Annotated in this window: 16 protein-coding genes; 4 read left to right on the forward strand and 12 right to left on the reverse strand. The window is 33.3% G+C overall.

What is annotated here, in order from left to right; translation table 11 throughout:
- Window positions 1–192: 192 nt before the first annotated feature.
- Together I2F89_RS11330 and I2F89_RS11335 are read right to left on the reverse strand one after the other, a co-directional pair.
- Complete coding sequence (locus I2F89_RS11330) at window positions 193–561, reverse strand: DUF86 domain-containing protein (RefSeq protein ID WP_195514357.1); 369 nt, start codon at window positions 559–561, stop codon at window positions 193–195.
- Window positions 551–877 carry a nucleotidyltransferase family protein gene (locus I2F89_RS11335; RefSeq protein WP_178946428.1) on the reverse strand — a complete coding sequence of 109 codons (327 nt, stop codon included), beginning with the start codon at window positions 875–877 and terminating at the stop codon, window positions 551–553. Before I2F89_RS11335 ends, I2F89_RS11330 begins: the two co-directional genes overlap by 11 nt.
- A gap of 449 nt (window positions 878–1326) precedes the next feature.
- Here I2F89_RS11335 and I2F89_RS11340 point away from each other — a divergent pair, with 449 nt between their 5' ends.
- Window positions 1327–2163: a hypothetical protein gene (locus I2F89_RS11340; RefSeq protein ID WP_195514358.1), complete on the forward strand. Its 837-nt coding sequence runs from the start codon at window positions 1327–1329 to the stop codon at window positions 2161–2163.
- 34 nt (window positions 2164–2197) lie between these two features.
- On the opposite strand, the gene I2F89_RS11345 is transcribed toward I2F89_RS11340, so the two are convergent.
- From I2F89_RS11345 to I2F89_RS11365, 5 genes are all read right to left on the reverse strand, one after another.
- Window positions 2198–2593 carry a DUF961 family protein gene (locus I2F89_RS11345; protein ID WP_195514359.1) on the reverse strand — a complete coding sequence of 132 codons (396 nt, stop codon included), beginning with the start codon at window positions 2591–2593 and terminating at the stop codon, window positions 2198–2200.
- 5 nt (window positions 2594–2598) lie between these two features.
- Window positions 2599–2922, reverse strand: a complete 324-nt coding sequence (locus I2F89_RS11350) for a hypothetical protein (RefSeq protein ID WP_195514360.1) — start codon at window positions 2920–2922, stop codon at window positions 2599–2601.
- A 42-nt stretch (window positions 2923–2964) separates the two neighbouring features.
- Window positions 2965–3285: a hypothetical protein gene (locus tag I2F89_RS11355; RefSeq protein WP_195514361.1), complete on the reverse strand. Its 321-nt coding sequence runs from the start codon at window positions 3283–3285 to the stop codon at window positions 2965–2967.
- A gap of 68 nt (window positions 3286–3353) precedes the next feature.
- A complete protein-coding gene (locus I2F89_RS11360; RefSeq protein ID WP_195514362.1) occupies window positions 3354–4280 on the reverse strand; it encodes a hypothetical protein in 927 nt (308 codons plus the stop codon).
- Window positions 4281–4419: 139 nt separating this feature from the next.
- The gene (locus I2F89_RS11365; RefSeq protein ID WP_229078118.1) at window positions 4420–4731 is read right to left on the reverse strand and encodes a hypothetical protein; all 312 of its coding nucleotides are present in this window, start codon (window positions 4729–4731) and stop codon (window positions 4420–4422) included.
- A gap of 881 nt (window positions 4732–5612) precedes the next feature.
- On the opposite strand from I2F89_RS11365, the gene I2F89_RS11370 reads away from it, so the two are divergent.
- The 3 genes from I2F89_RS11370 to I2F89_RS11380 all read left to right on the forward strand — a co-directional run bounded on the left by I2F89_RS11370 (window position 5613) and on the right by I2F89_RS11380 (window position 7600).
- The gene (locus I2F89_RS11370; protein WP_416379331.1) at window positions 5613–6044 is read left to right on the forward strand and encodes a helix-turn-helix domain-containing protein; all 432 of its coding nucleotides are present in this window, start codon (window positions 5613–5615) and stop codon (window positions 6042–6044) included.
- Window positions 6001–6489 (forward strand): ImmA/IrrE family metallo-endopeptidase, encoded by a 489-nt coding sequence (locus I2F89_RS11375; protein WP_229078119.1) that lies wholly within the window; start codon window positions 6001–6003, stop codon window positions 6487–6489. Before I2F89_RS11370 ends, I2F89_RS11375 begins: the two co-directional genes overlap by 44 nt.
- 70 nt (window positions 6490–6559) lie before the next feature.
- Window positions 6560–7600: a restriction endonuclease PLD domain-containing protein gene (locus I2F89_RS11380; RefSeq protein WP_195514364.1), complete on the forward strand. Its 1041-nt coding sequence runs from the start codon at window positions 6560–6562 to the stop codon at window positions 7598–7600.
- Between the two features lie 23 nt (window positions 7601–7623).
- On the opposite strand, the gene I2F89_RS11385 is transcribed toward I2F89_RS11380, so the two are convergent.
- The 5 genes from I2F89_RS11385 to I2F89_RS11405 form a co-directional block, all read right to left on the reverse strand.
- A complete protein-coding gene (locus I2F89_RS11385) occupies window positions 7624–8865 on the reverse strand; it encodes a DNA cytosine methyltransferase (RefSeq protein WP_195514365.1) in 1242 nt (413 codons plus the stop codon).
- 11 nt (window positions 8866–8876) lie between these two features.
- Window positions 8877–10019 (reverse strand): DNA cytosine methyltransferase, encoded by a 1143-nt coding sequence (locus I2F89_RS11390; protein WP_195514366.1) that lies wholly within the window; start codon window positions 10017–10019, stop codon window positions 8877–8879.
- Window positions 10009–10233 carry a helix-turn-helix domain-containing protein gene (locus tag I2F89_RS11395; protein ID WP_195514367.1) on the reverse strand — a complete coding sequence of 75 codons (225 nt, stop codon included), beginning with the start codon at window positions 10231–10233 and terminating at the stop codon, window positions 10009–10011. Before I2F89_RS11395 ends, I2F89_RS11390 begins: the two co-directional genes overlap by 11 nt.
- A gap of 822 nt (window positions 10234–11055) precedes the next feature.
- Entirely contained in the window at window positions 11056–11217 is a 162-nt protein-coding gene (locus I2F89_RS11400) for a hypothetical protein (RefSeq protein WP_169823214.1), read from the reverse strand.
- A gap of 207 nt (window positions 11218–11424) precedes the next feature.
- Window positions 11425–19350, reverse strand: a complete 7926-nt coding sequence (locus tag I2F89_RS11405) for a QWxxN domain (RefSeq protein WP_195514368.1) — start codon at window positions 19348–19350, stop codon at window positions 11425–11427.
- Between the last annotated feature and the right edge of the window lie 286 nt (window positions 19351–19636).

Below are 19636 nucleotides of genomic sequence, written 5' to 3' on the forward strand. Positions count from 1 at the left end.
CTTTTGTAATAACGAATTCTTTTCCCACGATAATGAATTATTTGTTTTAGCAATCACTCACCTTATTTCTATTTTTCTATTGTCATTTAAGGTTCAATTAAGTTTGATTGATTATTCTTACAACATACCAAACAAACTTAAACACTTTTTTTCATTTCTCCTTTCTCTTGCAGCCCTTTGTGGCTGCTTTTTTTATATCATTCTTTCCAATTGTTTTATTTTTGAACGACAAAATGTCGCATAGACAGGTATAAACACCGTCGCAAATTCCCATACTGTCCGCTCATTTACATTACTATAAGCATGTGCAAATAAATTGCGAATGTATTTAAGCCTCCGCCAGTCTACTTCCTTACTTGTTTCTTCTTTAAATGTATCGGATAATTTATTAGACATTTCCCCCACTTGCATCAAAGACATACTGACTGCATGAAAAAACACTCGATCATTGATAAAAACTTCGTAGTTTTTATCAAAACGATTGAGTGTTTGATCAATGTCATCACAATAAGTCAATGACCCATATAAAATACGCAAATCAGCTTTCATTTTATTTTTCAAATATTTTTAATCGCTCCTCCATTACTTGTTTTGTAAAATTTTTTTGAATTGTTGTTGGATTTGTATTTGCTAGTGCTTCAATCTCTACTAGATCGATCTCATGATCCACCGCTTTTTTTAACTCTTCAAAGAAGTCACTATAGACTAACCAACGGTATTCTTCTGGCATACCTTCCGTACCCACTAAGAAATCAATATCACTTTCATTGGTCGCTTCATTTCTTGCGTACGATCCAAAAATATAAACGACTGGCACTTCATATTTTTCAGCAACAGGCTTTACACGCTGCTCAATCTCTTTTACCGTTAATACCATCATATAGCACTCCTTTCACATTCTATCTTTGGTTTCATTATATGGTATTGTATCTATTCAGGCAATTTTATATAGGGAACTTAACAAAAGACCTATTTTCTCTAAATTTACCATTTCTCTTATGAAAAACTATAATCCGATCATGATATCATTACTTAGCTAACCACATGGAATTATTTTATATTTTTCTGAATAGAATCTATGATTTTCGTTTTTATATTAATAAATTGTAAATCCACTGACAATAGACCATCACTATATAAACATAGATTGGTAGAGCAAGTAAAAAAAGAAGATGTGCAATAACGTATAATGCATCTAATATAAAAATTTTCTTCTTGTCATTTTTTTTATTTTCAACTTCCAATTTATTTTCCACACCTTAGCTAAACCTTTCAATTATTTTTGTTATAATAATATTAATTATAAAAATATTGAGGTGAATATAAGTGGCTAATCATGATCCAAGACCTACTCTAAAAAAGATTCTAGAATACATAGAAAACAGCCGAATACAAGAGTCATTAGATTCAATTTCTTCAAAACTAAGTCTAGTGGCAAAAAATTCTCAATCGGAACAACAAACAAAGCTTAAAAGAATTTCTTCCTATCTTGTAAAACTTTTAGCACCTGGAACCATTATTTCACTTGCCTTCTTTTTAATTAATAGTAATAATGCTCGAGACAATGCCCCTTTAAATTATTCGTTAGACCTAATTAGTGATGTGCCGAAATATCTTCCACATCCCGATGAGGATAGTGATGTATTTTTCACTCTTAGTCCTTATGCTAATTTCAAACTTCAAAGAAATGATGGAGGTCTTTTAAAAGATTTATTTCTTATCACCTTCAGCAGTGACCAGCAGATAAAAGTTCATGCTCCAATTATAGAAAACTCAAAGAATTCAATGAAACCACATCCTGACATGCACATCGATATGAACTCTGGTGCTTCTGTTGTTTGGTATACAAAGGATAATTCATTAGCTATATTTTTTTCTGATAGTTTCTTAGACATGGATCATGATAAAGCATCTTCCTCGTTTTTAGTTACAAAAGGACAAAATCAAACATACTCAATCATTACATTACTTTTTAAACTAGGTACAAAGAATGAAAATTATCAAGATCATTCATTAACTTTCACTGATATTGAAATTTTTGATAAACTCGTTTGGGAACGACAAACGACTGAAGAAAATATGCCTTCTTTTCTAGATGAATACGATACAACGATAGAAAACTATCAAAAAGTTATAGAATGGCTAAAATCTGTTACTCTATGACTTTTGATGCAAGAAGGAAAGCTAGGCCCCAATATTAGCTTTCCTTCTTTTCTTTGATTGGAGCCACTGTTCGAGTAATACCAAACTTCTTAATACCGGCAGCTCGAATTTTAAAAGCTTGTTCCGACTGGATCGTATTGTTATAGCCCTCATACGTACTTAACCAAGCTAACGCAGTCACTTCACCAGTCAGTTCGATTCTGTCATCATATTCAATGCCTTCTACTTTATAATCTGGTGTAATCGCAATTTCGATTTGATCATTTAACTTTTCGGAATAAACAGTCACACGTTGCTCACGTACTGTATCAGTTACCCGATTTTCTTCATCTCTTTCAAAAATTTGATCTACTTCAAGAAAATTCATTGTTCCAAAAGTTGCTTGAATGTCAAAATTCTGAATCGTATTATTTTCAAATGTTAAACCCATTTTTCTTATCCCTCCTGCACTACTTCTAAACGTTTCGCATAAACAACTAGATCCAGCGAACGACTGTTACCAATATTATTTCGTTTTGCGTTTACACGTACAACAGGTTCAATCAGACGAATTTCTTTTCTTCCCACAAATGATTGCGAGTTTCTTAAATTGGGTACATAGATCTCAAAATCACGTTGCTCAGCGCTTGAAGCTGTAAAAATACGTCCTCTCAACTGATTTCCGTTCACGTACATATCACGTTCCATATTGAATACTGCTTTGATTTTCTTACCTAACTGTTTTTCAGTTAAGGCAATTTCTTGAATACGATTTGCCAAATAATTGACCTTCTTTCTTGTGTAATATTTTTTCCGTAAGAATTAATTCCAAATATCTCCATCGTTTAAACATTTAGTTATAAAATCATTAATTGGCTTTCGATAGGATTTTTCGGCTTTATTGAAATATTGACGAACATCTTGGTATGTTAAAGTTTCATATAAAAACTTATCCTTCAATTTATTAAAACGATGTTCAATGATTCTTTCTACTTCCAGCTTTGCAATGTGGATCTCATCAGTTTTCTCTTCTTTATCGATCTTACTTTTATAGATAGCATTATCGATTCGTCCAAAAAAATCTTGTTCTAATTGAATCCAGAATTCTTCTAATTCATTTTTGTCAGATACAGTTTTAAACATTATTTTGCTCCTTCCTATTACAAAATAAAAGATACAACCAGAATGTCTAGTTGTATCTTAATGTAGTCCTATATACTTTTTGTTTGTATCGCAATTACCAGACTTGTTAGTGTTGCAAATTTATGTCCATTTCTAGTTTGAAAAGACATAAACTCTGGTTCAAATATCCAAAGGGCTAAATCTTCTAAATCGATTTCTTGTGACTGGCACATAGTAGTGATGAAGATCTCTTTATTTTCTTTTTGAATATATTCATTAATAATTTTCAAATAATTCAATAGTTCATCAGGCATTAGTCTCGTTCTTGAGTTATTAAAAAAAGCCTCAGGTAGTATAAATTTTAAACTTATATTTTCAAAATTTGCTTTTATTTCCACATATAGATTACTCTCACTAAATATGATTTGATCTAAAACTGCCGAAGTTTTCAAATTTTTATTTGAATCCTTCATAGATATTTGATGGGGCATCCGAGAATAAAACCGAGTCTCAAGAATTTTTCTATCTCCATTTTTAGTATCTTTTTCTATTATTTCAGCATTAGGATCATACACCACTTTGGTACCTACATTTATTTCAGTTTCTTCTCCAGGTTCTCTTACCTTTCTTGGCTTATTTTTAGGTTTAATTTCTTCTCTAATTGGTATTTGAGGATTTAAATAATTATCAAGTGTTCTCATAGCATCTTGCTTTTGCCTATTTATTCCGTCATCAGTCATTCTTCCATTTTCAGTTACATATTCAGTTATGCTTTTAACTGGTACTTGATCCAACTCCAAATATCCACAAGTTTCACTATGATAATATCCTCTATGCCTTCTAAAGTAGTCAGTTCCGTTACTCAGTCTTATAATACTTAGCTTTGCATCACACTCTTCTCCAGGACAGTAAAGGTTCATTTTAATTTTCAAATAATCGGGGTGACGAAGAAGCTCATCTACATGCATCTGAATTTCTGTTTCTTCATCTTTGTACACGGCATAACTGAATTTCATAGTAATCACCTTCGAGTTTTTAATTTCAGAAGAACATTACTTGAACCTAATTAGCGAAAGAATGATATTGATTATAACGTTCATCCTGATAACTACATAATATAACAAACATAGTTAAACTACAACGTTATTTATAATATTATTCATTAATATATTTTTCGATAGCTTCTTTTATAGTAGATACTGGAAATGAGTTGATATCTTGTTCATCACTTTCTCCAACATAATATGGTATAAATCTATCTTTTCCAGCAACTAAGATATCGAAGGATTTATTGCTATCAGGATTGTAGAAGCAAAATATATTATCTGTGGGCTGTTCATCTAATTTCCAACCCTTTAAATCGATACCTTCATCCAGCATTATTTTAATAACAGAATTCAACACATTTAATCTAAACTCATCTTTCTTGATTTGATTCTGCTTGATTTCTGATAATAAGATTCTCATTCACTACTCCTTTATAGAATAAATTTAAATAGCACAGCTAGAATAATCTAGCTATGCTTAAAGTAATTATCAAAGATTGCTGCTATGTGTCACTTATATACAACAACCTTTTTCAAGATAATAGATTCTTTATTCATCGTAGTAGAATGTGCAGAGTACTGCTGACAATAGTTTAAAAGTTCGCTTACGCTATGAAATAAACTATCATCCATTCGTTTCATAGAATCATCCTTCAACGGCTCACGATTTTTTGTGTCACGGCACGTTAGATAGACCTACGACATACGGTGTACAACACTCCTCCTTTTGCTAAGCCTCTACATATCTTTTCATTCAATATGCTTCAGCAATCACTCCCAACCTGTCTCACGACATTGTTATAAGAAGTCATCTGACCGTTCAAAAATAGACACCCTTCATTTATCAAGCGGAAATCACTCCAATGTTTTCAATGCCCTACCACAACATGTAGTCAAAACGGAAAACCTAGACCTTGATAAAAGCTAGAAACCTTCTATTTCAATTGATCATTAACATGGCTCTACTTAAAGATTCCATTGCCACCTTGTGCGCCATTCAACGGCTGGTACACACCACCTCAACAAGACTTATAACCGTAAATGAAAATATCTTTCTTGTATTATTCCTTCAAATCGCTTAAAATAAATTTGTCTAGGATTTATCTTAAGTGTTTGCGGAACAGAAATTCATTTTCTTCTCGTGAACGCTTTTTTGTTTATTTGATTATCTCTACATAGTTAAACGTTTTGTTTAACTTAATTACATATTATAGCTGATTAGTAATAAAGTCAATACTTTTCGTTTAACTTTTTAATATTACTACACAAAAAGTTTATAATATTGGAAAGGAGGCATTTATGTTGCAAACATTAGCTGATAGATTAACTACATTGCGAGAAGAGCATGAATGGACAAAGACATATGTTGCTAAACAATTAGGTTTAAAGAATTTAGGAACTTATGCAAATTGGGAATATGGAACTAGAGAACCAGATAATGAAATGCTTATTAAAATAGCCTCTTTATATGACGTTTCAACAGATTACCTGTTAGGACGTACTGACAAACGACATTACTACGACCTAACTGAAAACGATAAAAAAAATATTGCTAAGGAATTAGAAGAAATGATTTCTGATTTAAAGAAAGCAGATGCCTTCGCTTACTCAAAAGAGGCAACGGACATTGACAGAGAAACCCATGAATTATTAATTGCCTCTTTAGAAAATACACTTAAAATAGCAAAAATTGAAGCTAAAAAAAGATTCACACCAAAAAAATATAGGAATTAATGGTAACTTTATGTATCTTCCACACATTCATAAAAAACTAAATTCAATAATCCACACTCATGAATCAAGAGATCCTTTTAAAATTGCTAAAGATAAAAGAATATTTATTCTTGAAGAGGAACTTGGAGAAATTTTTGGTTATTACAATCGGATTAAAAGAATCCAATTCATTCATATAAATACTTCACTTTCTGAAGATTTGAAGTTATTTGTATGTAGCCATGAGTTGGGACACTGTATTTGTCATTCAAATGAAAATACCCCCCAACTCTCCTCTATGTCCATTACTTCTGAAATGAAAGTAGAAAAAGAAGCTAATTATTTTGCAACTAATTTAATTATTGATGGTAGACACAAAGAGCTTCAGTTACCTACCAAATATGAGATATTAGATTATTACGGCTTACCTTGGTACTTGGACAGATACATATATAGTAGAATATAAATTATTTTATAGTTTTAGCAAGTAGTTACAAATTACTATAGTTTCACTAATAAATATAAGGAGTTTAAATATGTTATATTATAGCGGATTAGAAGAAATTATTTTTAATAAACATGAATTTATTGAAGAGCCTGATGAATTAATTATTATCAGCGGATACATTGGTCCTTCACCATTAAAACGTTTAGAAGAATTACCTGTATCTATGAAAATAACTGTTATTGGTGGTATGTATACAAATGGTATAGATAAACGACTTTATTCTTCTATAGAAAAAATAAAAGAGGATAATCCTCGTCTTACCGTAAAATTTTCAACTCAAGAAATCCATTCAAAAATATACATATGGAAAAAAAAGGGAAAAACTCTTTCTGCTTTAATTGGGTCAGCAAATTTTTCTTCCAATGGATTGAGAACAAAATTCCGAGAATCCCTAGCTGATGCGACAAGGGATACATTTATTCCACTTGATGATTATTTAAAATTTATCGTTGATAATTCAATAGAAACTCCTATTATAAGCTCAAAACAAGTTGATCTCAAATTAATAACTACAACAAAAACTAAATCAATTGAAGAAGATATGCTCAAACTTACAATTGAAATTCCATTATATAAGATCAAAAATGAAAAACCGGTAGTTATGCCAAAGAGCGGACTGAACTGGGGATTAGCTAGGTTTGGTGGTTCACATGTTGCTGAGGGAGACGGCTATATCGGAATACCTAAGTTCGTTTTCAAAAAGTGTCCAGGACTAATCAATCCATACGATTCAAATTATATTAACTCTAATAGCAAAAAAAAACGAAACTCAGATCCAATTGAACTAATATGGGATGACGGTACAACAATGCCTGCTTCATTCGAAGGTACTCAAACTGTAGGAGATATATTATATCCAAAACAATTAACTTCTTACAGTTCACAGCAGATTCAATTCGAAGGAAAGAGGATTTCCAAAAAAAGTATTTTAGGGCGTTACATGAGAAATCGTTTAAATGTCAGTATTGATGAATTAATAACTTATGAAACACTTGAAAAATACGGTCGTACAACTATTTCATTGTCTTTGATTGAAGAAGGGGTATATTACGCTGATTTTTCAGTATGAAAAAAAATAGGATAAGCTTTCAGCTAGCTTATCCTATTTTTCCGTTCTGCTTCATCTATATTTTTTATCAGCATAGGTAAAACAGTACCTAATTTTTTTGCGAATAAAGGTGGAACTGCATTCCCAATCATTTCAAAATTTGATACCATTGATTCATTAAAATCAAAATCATCTGAAAAAGTTTGTAAACGGGCTGCTTCTCTTACTGTTATACTACGCTTCTGTTCAGGATCCGGGTGGATATGTCTCAGACCATCTTTTTTCAGATGTGCAGGTATTGTATTACTTGGTGAATCCCATCTTAGGACATGATACTTATGAATATTAGTTTTTTTACCTGTTTTTTTATAGTATAGTTCAATCAATTTTTCTGAATTACTATACTTATTTGTTTTATTTTTAATATCTAAAGCCAATTCATAAAATATATCTTGGTCTCTAGAATTATGAAATCTGCTATAATGTCCGTTTATCCCTGTGTTATTAGTATATACATTCTTTTTATCAAGTGGATCCTTAATAGGATAAATGCCAGGTAAATCACCAATGGCATCTCTAACATTTTTTATTTTTTTAATCTTTACAGTAGCTAAAGTCTCTGTATAAAAATGATGTAATATTTTTTGATAATCTACTAGGGTGCTATCTCTTCTTATACCTATTATAATAACTCTTTTTCTCTTTTGTGGAACTCCAAATTCTGTTAAGTCTTGTAAAGCATACGTTCGTAGATCATCTACTATTTCATAACCAATTTCATCGAATCCTTTACGTACTAAATCAGTAATTAATTCACCAGAGGGAATAGCAGATAAAATACCTTCAACATTTTCAAAAACAAATAGTCTTGGTTTATAATAATTAACAATCTTTAAATAAGCCTCAAACAAATAATTTCTATAATCTTCCTTCATCCCATTTTTATCTCTTATGCGACCGGCTAATGAATATGCTTGACAAGGTGGACCACCTGATATTACATCAATAGTTTTATTGCCTACTAATGAATCTAAACCAGTATTCATACCAAATTCTTCGTCTTCCCAACCCCCAATTAACTCATTAGTTCTCTGTATATCAAAGTTCAATACTTTTTCCTTAGCATACTCATCATTATATTTAGTTTCTAATCGGTGGACCAGTGTTCTAACTTGTGGTTTTAACCATTCCACTGCACCGATCAGATTAAAATTTCCAGTTTGCTCAAAACCATCTAATAAACCACCTGCTCCAGCAAATAATTCAATATTATTGAGTTTATTCAAAACGCAGCCTCCTATATATTTAATTCAATTTGTTCTGCATAATGAACAATAGTTTTATTCTCAGTTGATTTGTAACCTTCTTCTAAATGTTTAAACATTTTATCTGCAATTGCTTGTGCTAATAAAGGTGGGACAGCATTACCAACTTGTTTATTTTGTTGTGTCTTAGTTCCTAAAAATTGATATTTATCAGGAAATGATTGTAACCTTGCATTTTCTCTTACAGTAGGCACCCTATTCCATTTGTAATGGAAATGATTTCTATGCCCAGTGTCTATAGTTCGTGAAGGTTTTTTACTATGATATCTTGTCCAAGCTTCATTAAATTTTCTGGATTCACCGACTCCCACTGGCAGATCTTTGTAGTTGCCACCTTCTGGCACTTGACTTATTACCCATTTAACTTCATCTGTATGTTTTGTTCCAACATGGTTATAAATATATTTACTATTGATGCGCATTAATTTTTGATACTCACTTTGTGGCTTAACTTCATACTCCATAATATTTTCACCTAACGAATCTTCTAAAGAAGGCAAGTCTGATATTGCTTCAGCTGTTCCAATATACTCTTCCTTTGAAAGATATGCCTCGGGAAATTCAAAATAATCATAGTTTAAGTTTTTAAGAAATCCAACAAAAAACATTCTTTTTCTCATTTGTGGGACGCCATAGTCAGCAGCGAGCAAAGGTTTACTAGTGACAGAAACAGCATACCCCATGTCTTCAAAAGTGTTAATAATTTGTTGTTTCACAGCACCTTTATACAAAGTAGCCATTCCTGGTACATTCTCAATAAGAAAAGCTTTAGGTCTAAAATGCTCAACTGCATGGACAACAGCAACATACAGCTTATTTCGAGAATCATTAATGTCCCGGGATCCCGTTAAACTAAATCCTTGGCATGGTGGCCCAGCAATTATTACATCAACTTTATTACCTTTTAAGTTATATTCAATATCTTTAATTGATTTTTTTTCATCAAATAAATCTTCTTTTAAAGCTAAAGCTCCTTTAATATTATGACCGTATGTCTTAAGAGCTGCATCGTCGTAATCTATACCAGCTAACACGTTATACCCAGCTTGTACAAATCCTTGGCTTAATCCTCCAGCTCCAGAAAAAAGGTCAATAACATTATAGTTATTTATCATTTATATTGACCTCCTCTTGTGTATATTCAACTATATCACTAATATCACACTCCAAAGTGCGACAAATACGAGCTAGCGAATCCATGCTAACTGTTTTATTTTTACTTAATTTTGATAAAGTCGAGTTTGTTAAACCTGCCTTATCTCGTAATTGAGTTTTATTAATATTTTTATCAATCGTTAACTTCCACAATTTATTATAAGAAAAAGTCATCACAAAACTCCTACATATATTTAGAAATAAATTCCACTTTTATGGAATACTTTGATATTTTACCATACGAAAACATGTTCGTAAACCATATTTTCCCTATTCAATTAAGTTAATAATTAAAACTGAATATAGACTTAAAATACTATCATATATTTGAGTCACAGTAATAACAGATATGTTCACAAAACGGGATATGGATATAAGCAGAAACCTTATGTTCTGCGGATTTGTTTGTTTCTTTCATTTGATTCTCTTTCTCCTTACGCCAAAAAGTCGTACCGCTTTTCGACCACTCTTTAAACGGTGCTCAAGTGCCAACTCCTTGAAATAAGCCAGCAATTTTCAAAACATGAAAAGCTGCTTTCTTATTGTCATCGGAGCTAACCGGCACTTTCACGACCTCTTATATACGCATACTAAACGTATTTAACAAACAAATCCACTAAAAAATCCAAGAATCGATTTCTTGGATGAGTTTTTCTTTGGTTGTTTTGGAGACTTGGTTGTAAATTTCCAGTGTGGTTTTCATGTTGGCATGCCCTACACGTTCCATGATTGCTTTGTGCCGCTTGAAAACAGGAATCAAGTGATTCGATTCCTATTTTCATACTATTTTTGTTTTTTTACTGTCCACTTGACAAGGGGCACTTCAAAGAATCAACCTTTGGATTCCCCCCCTAATTTTACTTCTCATACTATATTCATTTCCTCTCTGGCTAATATCTCCTTAACGAATGGACTATCTATTTAAACAGCAACGATGATTATATTTCCCATAAATTTTCAGTCTAGTTTAATAATATGCATAAATCGTTATTCGTATTATTTAGCTAATCCTACTAATTTACGTTGCCTTCTATATTCCTCATTCGCGCTATACATCATTACTGTATTAAGTTCTTTAGCAGTAGCATTTTCTGATAAGTAAGATATACTTTTGTTGTATTTATTTACAATTTTCCATACTTGTCCTTTTTCATCCATCTTCCTTCCCATCTATCTATTACTAACAGTTATCCAATTTTTAATATAAGAAGCATTATTGCTTCAAATACCTGTACTTAATTTTTCAATGTCATTTTCTAGTAATCTATAGGTGGTAACTTTTTATCTCTAAAAAAGCAAAAAACTTTGCATATCCCACTTTATTTATACTCAGCCCCTTTGACACAAGCAAAGCTTCTATATCGCTTATATGTTCAACTCACTTCTAAGTTGTTGTTTGAACTGCTTACCAGTATACGTGCTATTTATAATCTTACTGATTATCTTCCCCCTATTTACAAGGGTCGCAAAACTTTTTTTGTCACTATTTTGTGAGGTGGGTGTTAAAACATTTTCTGTTGTTGTTTCTTTTGGCCTATCTTTTGGTATTTCTTTTAATGTAACCTTTTTTTCAAGATTTTCATAATTCCATAGATGCATCATTACTTGGAACATAAACATAAATCCGTTTCCTAATTTTGAATGATCGGCACTTCTTTTAAAACGTGGTCGTATGTCAAACTCATTTCCTTGTGCAATATCTCGAATAATGATCATTGCCATTTCTGCATCCATTAATTGAAAATTACTTCGTAACATAGAATCTACTTTTAGTGCTTCAACAACAGTATTTTTAGATAGATTCGGTTTGTTTTGTTCCAGAGCTAGTCTTTTAACAAACCTCTCAAATGTCTCCGACAGTACAAAGCTAGGATAATAACGTAGAAACTCATCTCTCAAGTCTTTTCCGCTTCTTCTTGTCCCTATTGTAGGTAAAGTATAGGCTATAATGTCATCTGTCGAAGATGCAAGATGTGTGGCTTCATGCATAATCGTTTCCTCTGGAGCTGTTTTTAACTGCTCTTCTGGAGAAATAGCTGGCTTTAAGTGAAAAGCATCTGCCATAATAATGATTCGACATTCGCCATCTTGTTTAAATACAAATGCATACGCATTTAAATATTCATTATATTGTGAATAATAGTTTTGTGTGATTTCATCTTGAACAAGGTCAGATGAGACAATCCACATGTTTTCAAATCCCCAATCCGCTGACTGTCGAAGAAATAACTCCCCCTTTTCTGCGATCGACAGGACTCTTTTGATGATTTCTCTTAAAACCTGTTCTTGGTTCGTTGCTTCTACTAAGTCAAACATTTGAATCAAATATTTCCCTACTTTTGTTTCAGCAATTGTAGATTGTTTTAATAATTTCGAACAAATTTCTTTGGCTTTGCTGAAATTTTCTACTGCTTTATAAAACTCTTGGGATAATTCTTCGATAAATGGTTTGAGAAAGTCAGGAACCTTTGTGGCATCAAAGCCCACAAATACTCGATAGTCAGCTCGAAAGTTTGTGGTACCTCCCTCCTCTACTTGACTAGTCAACTCGTTTTCTTTTACGAATTCAATTTCCCCTTCATTTGGATTACCGGGTTGTTCAGGTACCAGGTCAGGCGCTACTTCTTCAATATTTTGAGCAATAGAATCCTCTACCCATCCTTTCATAATCTCTAAATCTTCGTCTGTAAATAGAGGCTCTGGCGGTTGATTGAGCGTCACGTCTTCATTAGGAAATGATGTTTCTACCCATTCCTCTAATTCTGTTAAGTCACTAGTTGCCACAATAGGGACATTCGAAGGTCCCGCATCTAATAGATCATCAATTGCTTTTGATATTGCTTCACCTAGACCCTCTTCTTCAGGAATTACCTGATGTTGAGAAACTTTCTTAGTCAACAAATCGTTAATTGTACGAGACAATGCGCTTTCTACCAAAGCTTGATCGTTTATATAATAATTTTGTGGCTCCGAAATAAAGCTAGTTAACGGTGTAAGTGCCACATCGTTATCTTCATATCTTGGAAATTGGTAATCATTTGGAGTGACTACTGCTTGTCTGAATTTGTTCCAATCACTTATTTTCCCTGCCCCTGTAGGGATTGTATTATATGGTGGGAATATTCTATTTTTAGAGGTCTCTTCCTGTGATGTGCTCGCGATACCTGCCTTTGAGGTACTAGCCTTCTCATGTTTCCCACCAGTTTTTGACACGGCACTCATATGATCAACAGAGACTCTTTCTAAATGAGTCTCAAAACGAAAATGTTGAATGCTAGAATCAAATCGTAATACAGTTAGCGGTTCTAGAATATTCTTTTTTACTAAATGGTATCGATTCTCTTCCATGTCCAACAAAATCAATGGAATGTACCGATGTGTGATTTTTATATACGTTCTTCCTGCTGCATCGCTCATCAACCCATACGCATCTGGAGCGGAAAGACCAGTTGGATCTAGTAACACTTCAAATCGGTTGATTTGACTCTCAACAACGGTTGTTACTTCTTTAGAGAGAAGGGGTGACGTCCCTGGCTCAAAATACCATTCCACCCCATTGAAATTGACTGGAAATATCTCATTTCCATCAATAACATCGTAACGTACCCCATGGCCTTTCACTGGCTCAATTCTGATAGGTATAATTTGGTCATTCATTTTTATACCATACGAGATGGATTTATCTTTATTTTGTATGGTATAAACTATCCCCTCCCCATATCCCTTTGGGTAAATATTCGCTTCTTCAACAAACGGAACGTCTTTATCTACTTTCTTTGTTAAGCGATCAATCAATGCTTTTTGTTCTGGCGTAAAAGATGCTGCCCCTTCAAATTCTCTTAGTTGATTGCCTCTCAAAGTAAAGTATTTACCAGAGACATCGCCATTTTTTAAATCTGTCACCTTCATATATAATTTATTTTTTACCCATTTCACTTGAACTTCTGGACCATTTCTTGGTAAATGTGTACGGATGTATATGTCAGACCAATCTGTTGTTTCTTTTTGTAACTTTTCTAGTTTTAACAAGATTTCTTTGATACTATGGTTTAAAAAATTTTGATTTTTTAATGTCACTAATCCTTTTATGACTAATTGACTCCCACCTACAACTAACTCAAAACCGGGATCAATATAGCGTGCCACGCCTGCTATGAGAGCTCTCAGTTCTGCTGGATTAGGGATTACGTTCGCACTGCTCATTATTGCATTTCTTAATCCACCTCGTGCAATTGCTCTGGCTACGCCCACAACAAACTTCGTATTCAAAGCAGTAACCGTTCCAAACAAAGGAATCAGCAGAACAACATCAATTAGACAAGAAGACACGGCCTCACCCACTTGTCCATTTATACTACTTACCACACAATCGTAAAACGGAATAATATGCTTCACCATATCCCATATTTTTTCAGTTGTTGACTTGTCATTTCCTGACTCATACAGTTGTCGGTAGAATGCATCACGGTGCTTACTGCTGATATTCTCGACGAATGTCTCTACGTCAGTTCCACGAGATAATTCTTTATCGCGATGGACTTTAACAGTAAATGTATAGTGTTTTTTATTTATCAAGACCCCATCACGGTCTTTTTGAAAACCTTGATTCCAAATGTACTTCTGATCAAACAAACCATATTTAAGATATAATAATGGATCAGTATCGACACGATATAACATATACCCACTGTCTTCATCCAATGCTTTTAATGCGTATAAACGTTCTTCATTGTTGCAAATGGCAACGAACAGATTGGTATTTTCTAACTTAAGGATTGTATCGAGCCAATCCACGCGTTTTGTAAAGGAAACTGGTGGCATACCCGGCGCACCTGCACCTCCTCCGACATAAGGAGCTTCATTTTTCAACTGCGCCGAAGCTTCGTAAATTTTGGTATCAGCCGAAAATATAAAGCTAAGCTCCTCAGGAATTACTATTTTTAGTGCCAGTTCAATCAACTTCTTATTGAACGAGTGATAGGCATTCGAAACAGCTTTAGTTAGGTGTGTGTATTTCTCATTAATATTTGGCAAGTCCAAAAGTTTAGGACATGGATTTTTCCCCTTAAGATATATCTGATCAAACCCTCTGACATCTATTACTCCCTTTTGTCTACATTCTTCGGCTACTTCTTTTGCCAACGCTTGCTTACGACGCCACTCCCTGAATGCTTTTTCATACATTTGATAAGAAACATGTATCATTTTATGTAGCTCTAAAATTTTGAAATAACCTTTCTGTCGATAACCTATGAAAGTGCTTAAGGCAAACTCTTTATGGTTTCCTTTTTCTAATGCTTCACTTAATCCCTTCGGATCGAGTTGAGCAATGGCTAATAGTGCTGGCGTGATTAGATATTGCAACTGATTAAGTGAATCGACGCCTTGTTTACTGACTGTCTCACAAAAAAACTCGCCAAACGCTCGAATTTCCGTTTGGTTGAACTGTTTCAGATATCCTGCATCTTTTAATAACATCGAACCTGTTAACTGCATTAATGTATCATAATCAGAAATCGGTAAATCATCAGATAGATTACTTGCCTCTAAAAGATAATTTGGTAATACGCGATCGACTAGATGGATCCATAAACTCTTTAAATTCGCTTGATCCTCCTCTTGCTTTCGTGAATCAGCAAGTGTATGTGCTCGAGGTAGAGGATCGATCAAACCCGATTTTTTCAACTCCTCTAGCTCAAACAGCTTTCTGAGCTGTCCAATCGTATAGGATGATGGATCTGAAGATGCAAGTATACTTTTAGCTATGTATGCTTCGATTGAACTTTCTAATAAATTTTCAACAGCCCATTTGGAAACCGTAGCTTCTGCAAGATTATCGGAGATTTTTTCCTCTAATTCTCCACCATATAGATTTAACTCTTTAAGAATGATCATCGCGATTGCTTGTAAGTTTTCATGTATGATCACTCGTTTGTCACCACTTCGTATCAACCATTTTCCCATTACAACGAATAGATCTTCTTTCGTTGATTCATTTGCTAATAGGCCTTTATTGTAAAAAAAACGTTTCACCTGTTCCATTACTCGTCCCTCACGCCACTGATCCCCGTCACTAGTTGTTTTTAAACTAATGATATTTCCTAAGATATCTTGTTTATCTTTAGGTATATCTGCAGGGGGTACAGATGAATTCGAACTAGTTGATTGTTCAAATATACTAGATGTTCTATTTTCATTTAAAGAAGTGACATCTTCAATCGTTTGAGAAAGCCAAACAATGAAAGTGATTTTTGCCTCCATGTCTGAGATTACTCCATCTTGTTCTTCACCAATAATCAATCGAGCGATTTCTTTCACTTTCACCATATCAATTGTTTCTTGAGTAGTATCTTCAAGTAATGTCCATTCTGACACTTTTTCAACTAACAAACGAAGATTAGAGATATCGCAAGGAATCCCTTTTGTAGTTAAAAAAGTGGCAATTCTTTGATTGATTTGTTCTTTTTGAGTAGAATCGATTCCATTTTCAAAATGGTTCTGTAATTCGTTGATTACCTGTTTGGCTGGATCAATATGATTTTCATTCAGAAATGCTTCAATTTTTACCTTTGTCTCTTTCTCTCCCTCTATCTCTTCAGTGATCCCTCCAACAAAACGACGTTCACTTTCTCTGAATTCCTTATAGAAATATCCTTTCTGTGCGTTATTGTTTTCCCATTGGAGAAAAATCTTTCTTGCCTCATCAATGGTAATAAAAGTTTCTTTAATACCATAATTTTTAAGGAGGAGATTGGCTGCCTCTTTTTCTCTTTTGATAATCAAATCATATGTATCAGCTGATAAAGTCCACTCGCGCAATTTTCTGACTAATTCACTCGTAGATGAATTAATAAAATGGGCATTTTGCTCATGGAGAAACGTCCTGACCGCTTCGTTCACTTTAGAAGTTTTGGTGCGATTTTCAAAAAGAGCAAAGTGGTAACAGACAAGAATGATTGGTTGTGTATTAGGTATAGAAAGCGGTCGATCATTAATAAAGTCGGCATAAATTTGATCACTATGTTTTCTTTTCTCTAGGAAATGACTCATCACGGATGTTTCCGGTTGAGCTAGTTGATAAATGTGCGTTTGATTCGTTTGATTTTTGTATGTATTACCCTCTAAAATCGTATTTGTTTTCCATTGCATAAAAATTGCCTGTAATTGAGTCGCAGAAAGAATATCTCCCAACCTTACATTTTCTACGCCATACGCTTTGAGTAAAAAAAAAGCTAAGGTTGCTAACTTTTCTGATATAACTGATACTTCATTTTTTTCACTTATTCCTACCCTATCTTGAAGTCTCTTTATCAGTTCCGTGTCAGTGACAGAATCACTCAATAATCCTTGTTTGATGTACCAATCTTTTAGATGTTTATTTACCGTTTTTGTAGCGTTTCTTCTTAAAAAAAGAAGTTCGTTATAATAAAAAATCGGCAATGGTTGATCCTGATCGATTGCGGGAAAACGATTTGCCGAAATCGCTTCAGTCACTTTAGATAATAATGTTAATTCAGTCGCATTCATTGTAGCTTTATCTTGATTCATCTGGGTATCCATTATGATTGTTTGGTTCTTCATCAAAGCAAAATTTTTATTTATTGAAAATGTAACGTTTAAAAAAATATTATTATTTCGCCATTGGAGAAATACTTCAATGGCTCTACTATCCGTCAGATGTTCTTCGGAAAGATCATAAGCTTTCAAAATGATTCGAGCAATTTGTTTTCTTTTATCCAAAATATCTTGATTCGTGTTCCCTCTATTTCCCCAGTATTGGATTGCAAGAAACAACTCTCTGAGCGATGATTCATTCGACAAACACAACTCCTTATCATGCTGGCACACACGCTCAATAATCACTTTATTAACCGTCTCCGTCTTATCACGCTTGCTAAAAACCGCTAAATCAAACCATACTGGCCTCAGTGATTCAACTATTTTTTCTGAAGTAAGTTCATTTTTCATATAAGACGAAATCGTAGACTCGATTTTTTTTAGTGTATGATCCGAAAAGTCTTCATATGATTTCAGTGGAATGTTCACACTTCTATCCAATGGGAATATTTTTTTTCTACCATCGGATAATTTGACAGGAATCGTTGCCGCTTCTGCAACTCTTACTTTTAATGGATCCAATATTTCAAGGAATCGGTCAACGCTTTCCGTTGCTTTCTCCATTAATGTCCATACCATATTAAATTGTTCTTTTACTATTGAGCTGTTATCTAGATGTTTAGTGAGTTGAAATAAGTTGGGGAAGAAATGTTGTATTGGATGTCTAATATTCTTTCTAACTTGGGTAGTTTCCGAATTTTTTGTTTCATAGTAGGGAGGAAAAGTTTGCTTGAAAAAGGGGAAAAAATAGTCAATTAAAAGGTATCCATTTGCATTTTCTTGTTTTTCTGTAAATATACTATTTAAAAATCCACTAAAATAAATGGGAAATAAATCAATCTTCTCTATCGGAAATTCTTCTACATTTGATACTGCTCCTTCAGTTGCATTTACTGAAAAATATTTATTTGTCAAAGAATATAAATCTTCCATGTGGAATTGAAAAACAGTTTTTAATGTTTCAGTCATATCCTTTCCAATAGAAAATGGCAAGTCGTTTTCTGTGCTAGTTTTTTTAAAGTGAAACTTTTTAATGTCTATTGGGCGGTATGTTTGTTGACCTAGCCTTTCTTGTGAATCGATGATGGCTCTCTGACAGATTGTTTTAAAGTGAGATTGTGTATGATTGGGAACTTGCCACATTCCCCAATGTAGTCGATAGTTAAACTCACTATTGGTTGTACAATTTTCAAGTTTCGAAATCCCGTGAACTACCTGATGAATATTGACACTCCATTGATGAGCTTTTTCAGCTAAGTACATCATCGGAGGATTATTAGAATTCCCTTCAATGATTGGTCCGACTATCGTATTGTTACCTGTTTCTGCCTGAAAATGCAACCGGTTAGAAGTAGAAGTTGAAACAAAAGATTGAACTGTGAGAAATTCTTCTTGATTACGCACTTCTATGAAGGTGTCTACTTCAAAAGCGGAAGAAGCTCCTTTACCTGTTTGTTGAAGATTGGGTGATACTTTATCGGATAATCGAAAATTCCCTAATACACTTAATAGATAAAGGAATCCTAGCGGACTGTGAAATCCCTTGGGGCTGAGCGTCTGTCCCATACTATTGGCTAAAGCGTTCAACCATCTTTGTTCTGCTTTGTGATTATATTTCTTTTGACATTGATAATAAAATTCACCATTTTTTTTCCTATAAACTTCTATTATCATTTTTTTCACTCCTTCATCTGTTTTAATAAAAAAAATTATGTAATAATCATATTTTTAATCATAGAGAGTGTTAAGCCTGGATACCGAAATAAAGGAAAAGCATATCGTCAATAGCAATAAAAAAAAACTAAAAAAATTTTATTTTTATATACGTTAATTGTACAAAAAATATGACTATCCAATGTGACTTTATTTGAATGATTGATGAAAAAAATGGTCTATTCATAGTGATGACAGATATACTCAATAAAGAAATATGGATAGAAGCAGAAAACTTACATCCTGT

The sequence above is a fragment of the Enterococcus sp. 1001283B150225_161107_E12 genome, from assembly GCF_015556925.1.
Taxonomy (GTDB): Bacteria; Bacillota; Bacilli; order Lactobacillales; family Enterococcaceae; genus Enterococcus_B; species Enterococcus_B mundtii.

Coding starts and splice junctions, on each gene's coding strand:
- I2F89_RS11405 (WP_195514368.1), bottom strand. CDS start 19,350: ATGATAATAGAAGTTTATAGGAAAAAAAATGGTGAATTTTATTATCAA.
- I2F89_RS11395 (WP_195514367.1), bottom strand. CDS start 10,233: ATGACTTTTTCTTATAATAAATTGTGGAAGTTAACGATTGATAAAAAT.
- I2F89_RS11345 (WP_195514359.1), bottom strand. CDS start 2,593: ATGGGTTTAACATTTGAAAATAATACGATTCAGAATTTTGACATTCAA.
- I2F89_RS11400 (WP_169823214.1), bottom strand. CDS start 11,217: ATGGATGAAAAAGGACAAGTATGGAAAATTGTAAATAAATACAACAAA.
- I2F89_RS11380 (WP_195514364.1), top strand. CDS start 6,560: ATGTTATATTATAGCGGATTAGAAGAAATTATTTTTAATAAACATGAA.
- I2F89_RS11365 (WP_229078118.1), bottom strand. CDS start 4,731: ATGAGAATCTTATTATCAGAAATCAAGCAGAATCAAATCAAGAAAGAT.
- I2F89_RS11355 (WP_195514361.1), bottom strand. CDS start 3,285: ATGTTTAAAACTGTATCTGACAAAAATGAATTAGAAGAATTCTGGATT.
- I2F89_RS11335 (WP_178946428.1), bottom strand. CDS start 877: ATGGTATTAACGGTAAAAGAGATTGAGCAGCGTGTAAAGCCTGTTGCT.
- I2F89_RS11390 (WP_195514366.1), bottom strand. CDS start 10,019: ATGATAAATAACTATAATGTTATTGACCTTTTTTCTGGAGCTGGAGGA.
- I2F89_RS11360 (WP_195514362.1), bottom strand. CDS start 4,280: ATGAAATTCAGTTATGCCGTGTACAAAGATGAAGAAACAGAAATTCAG.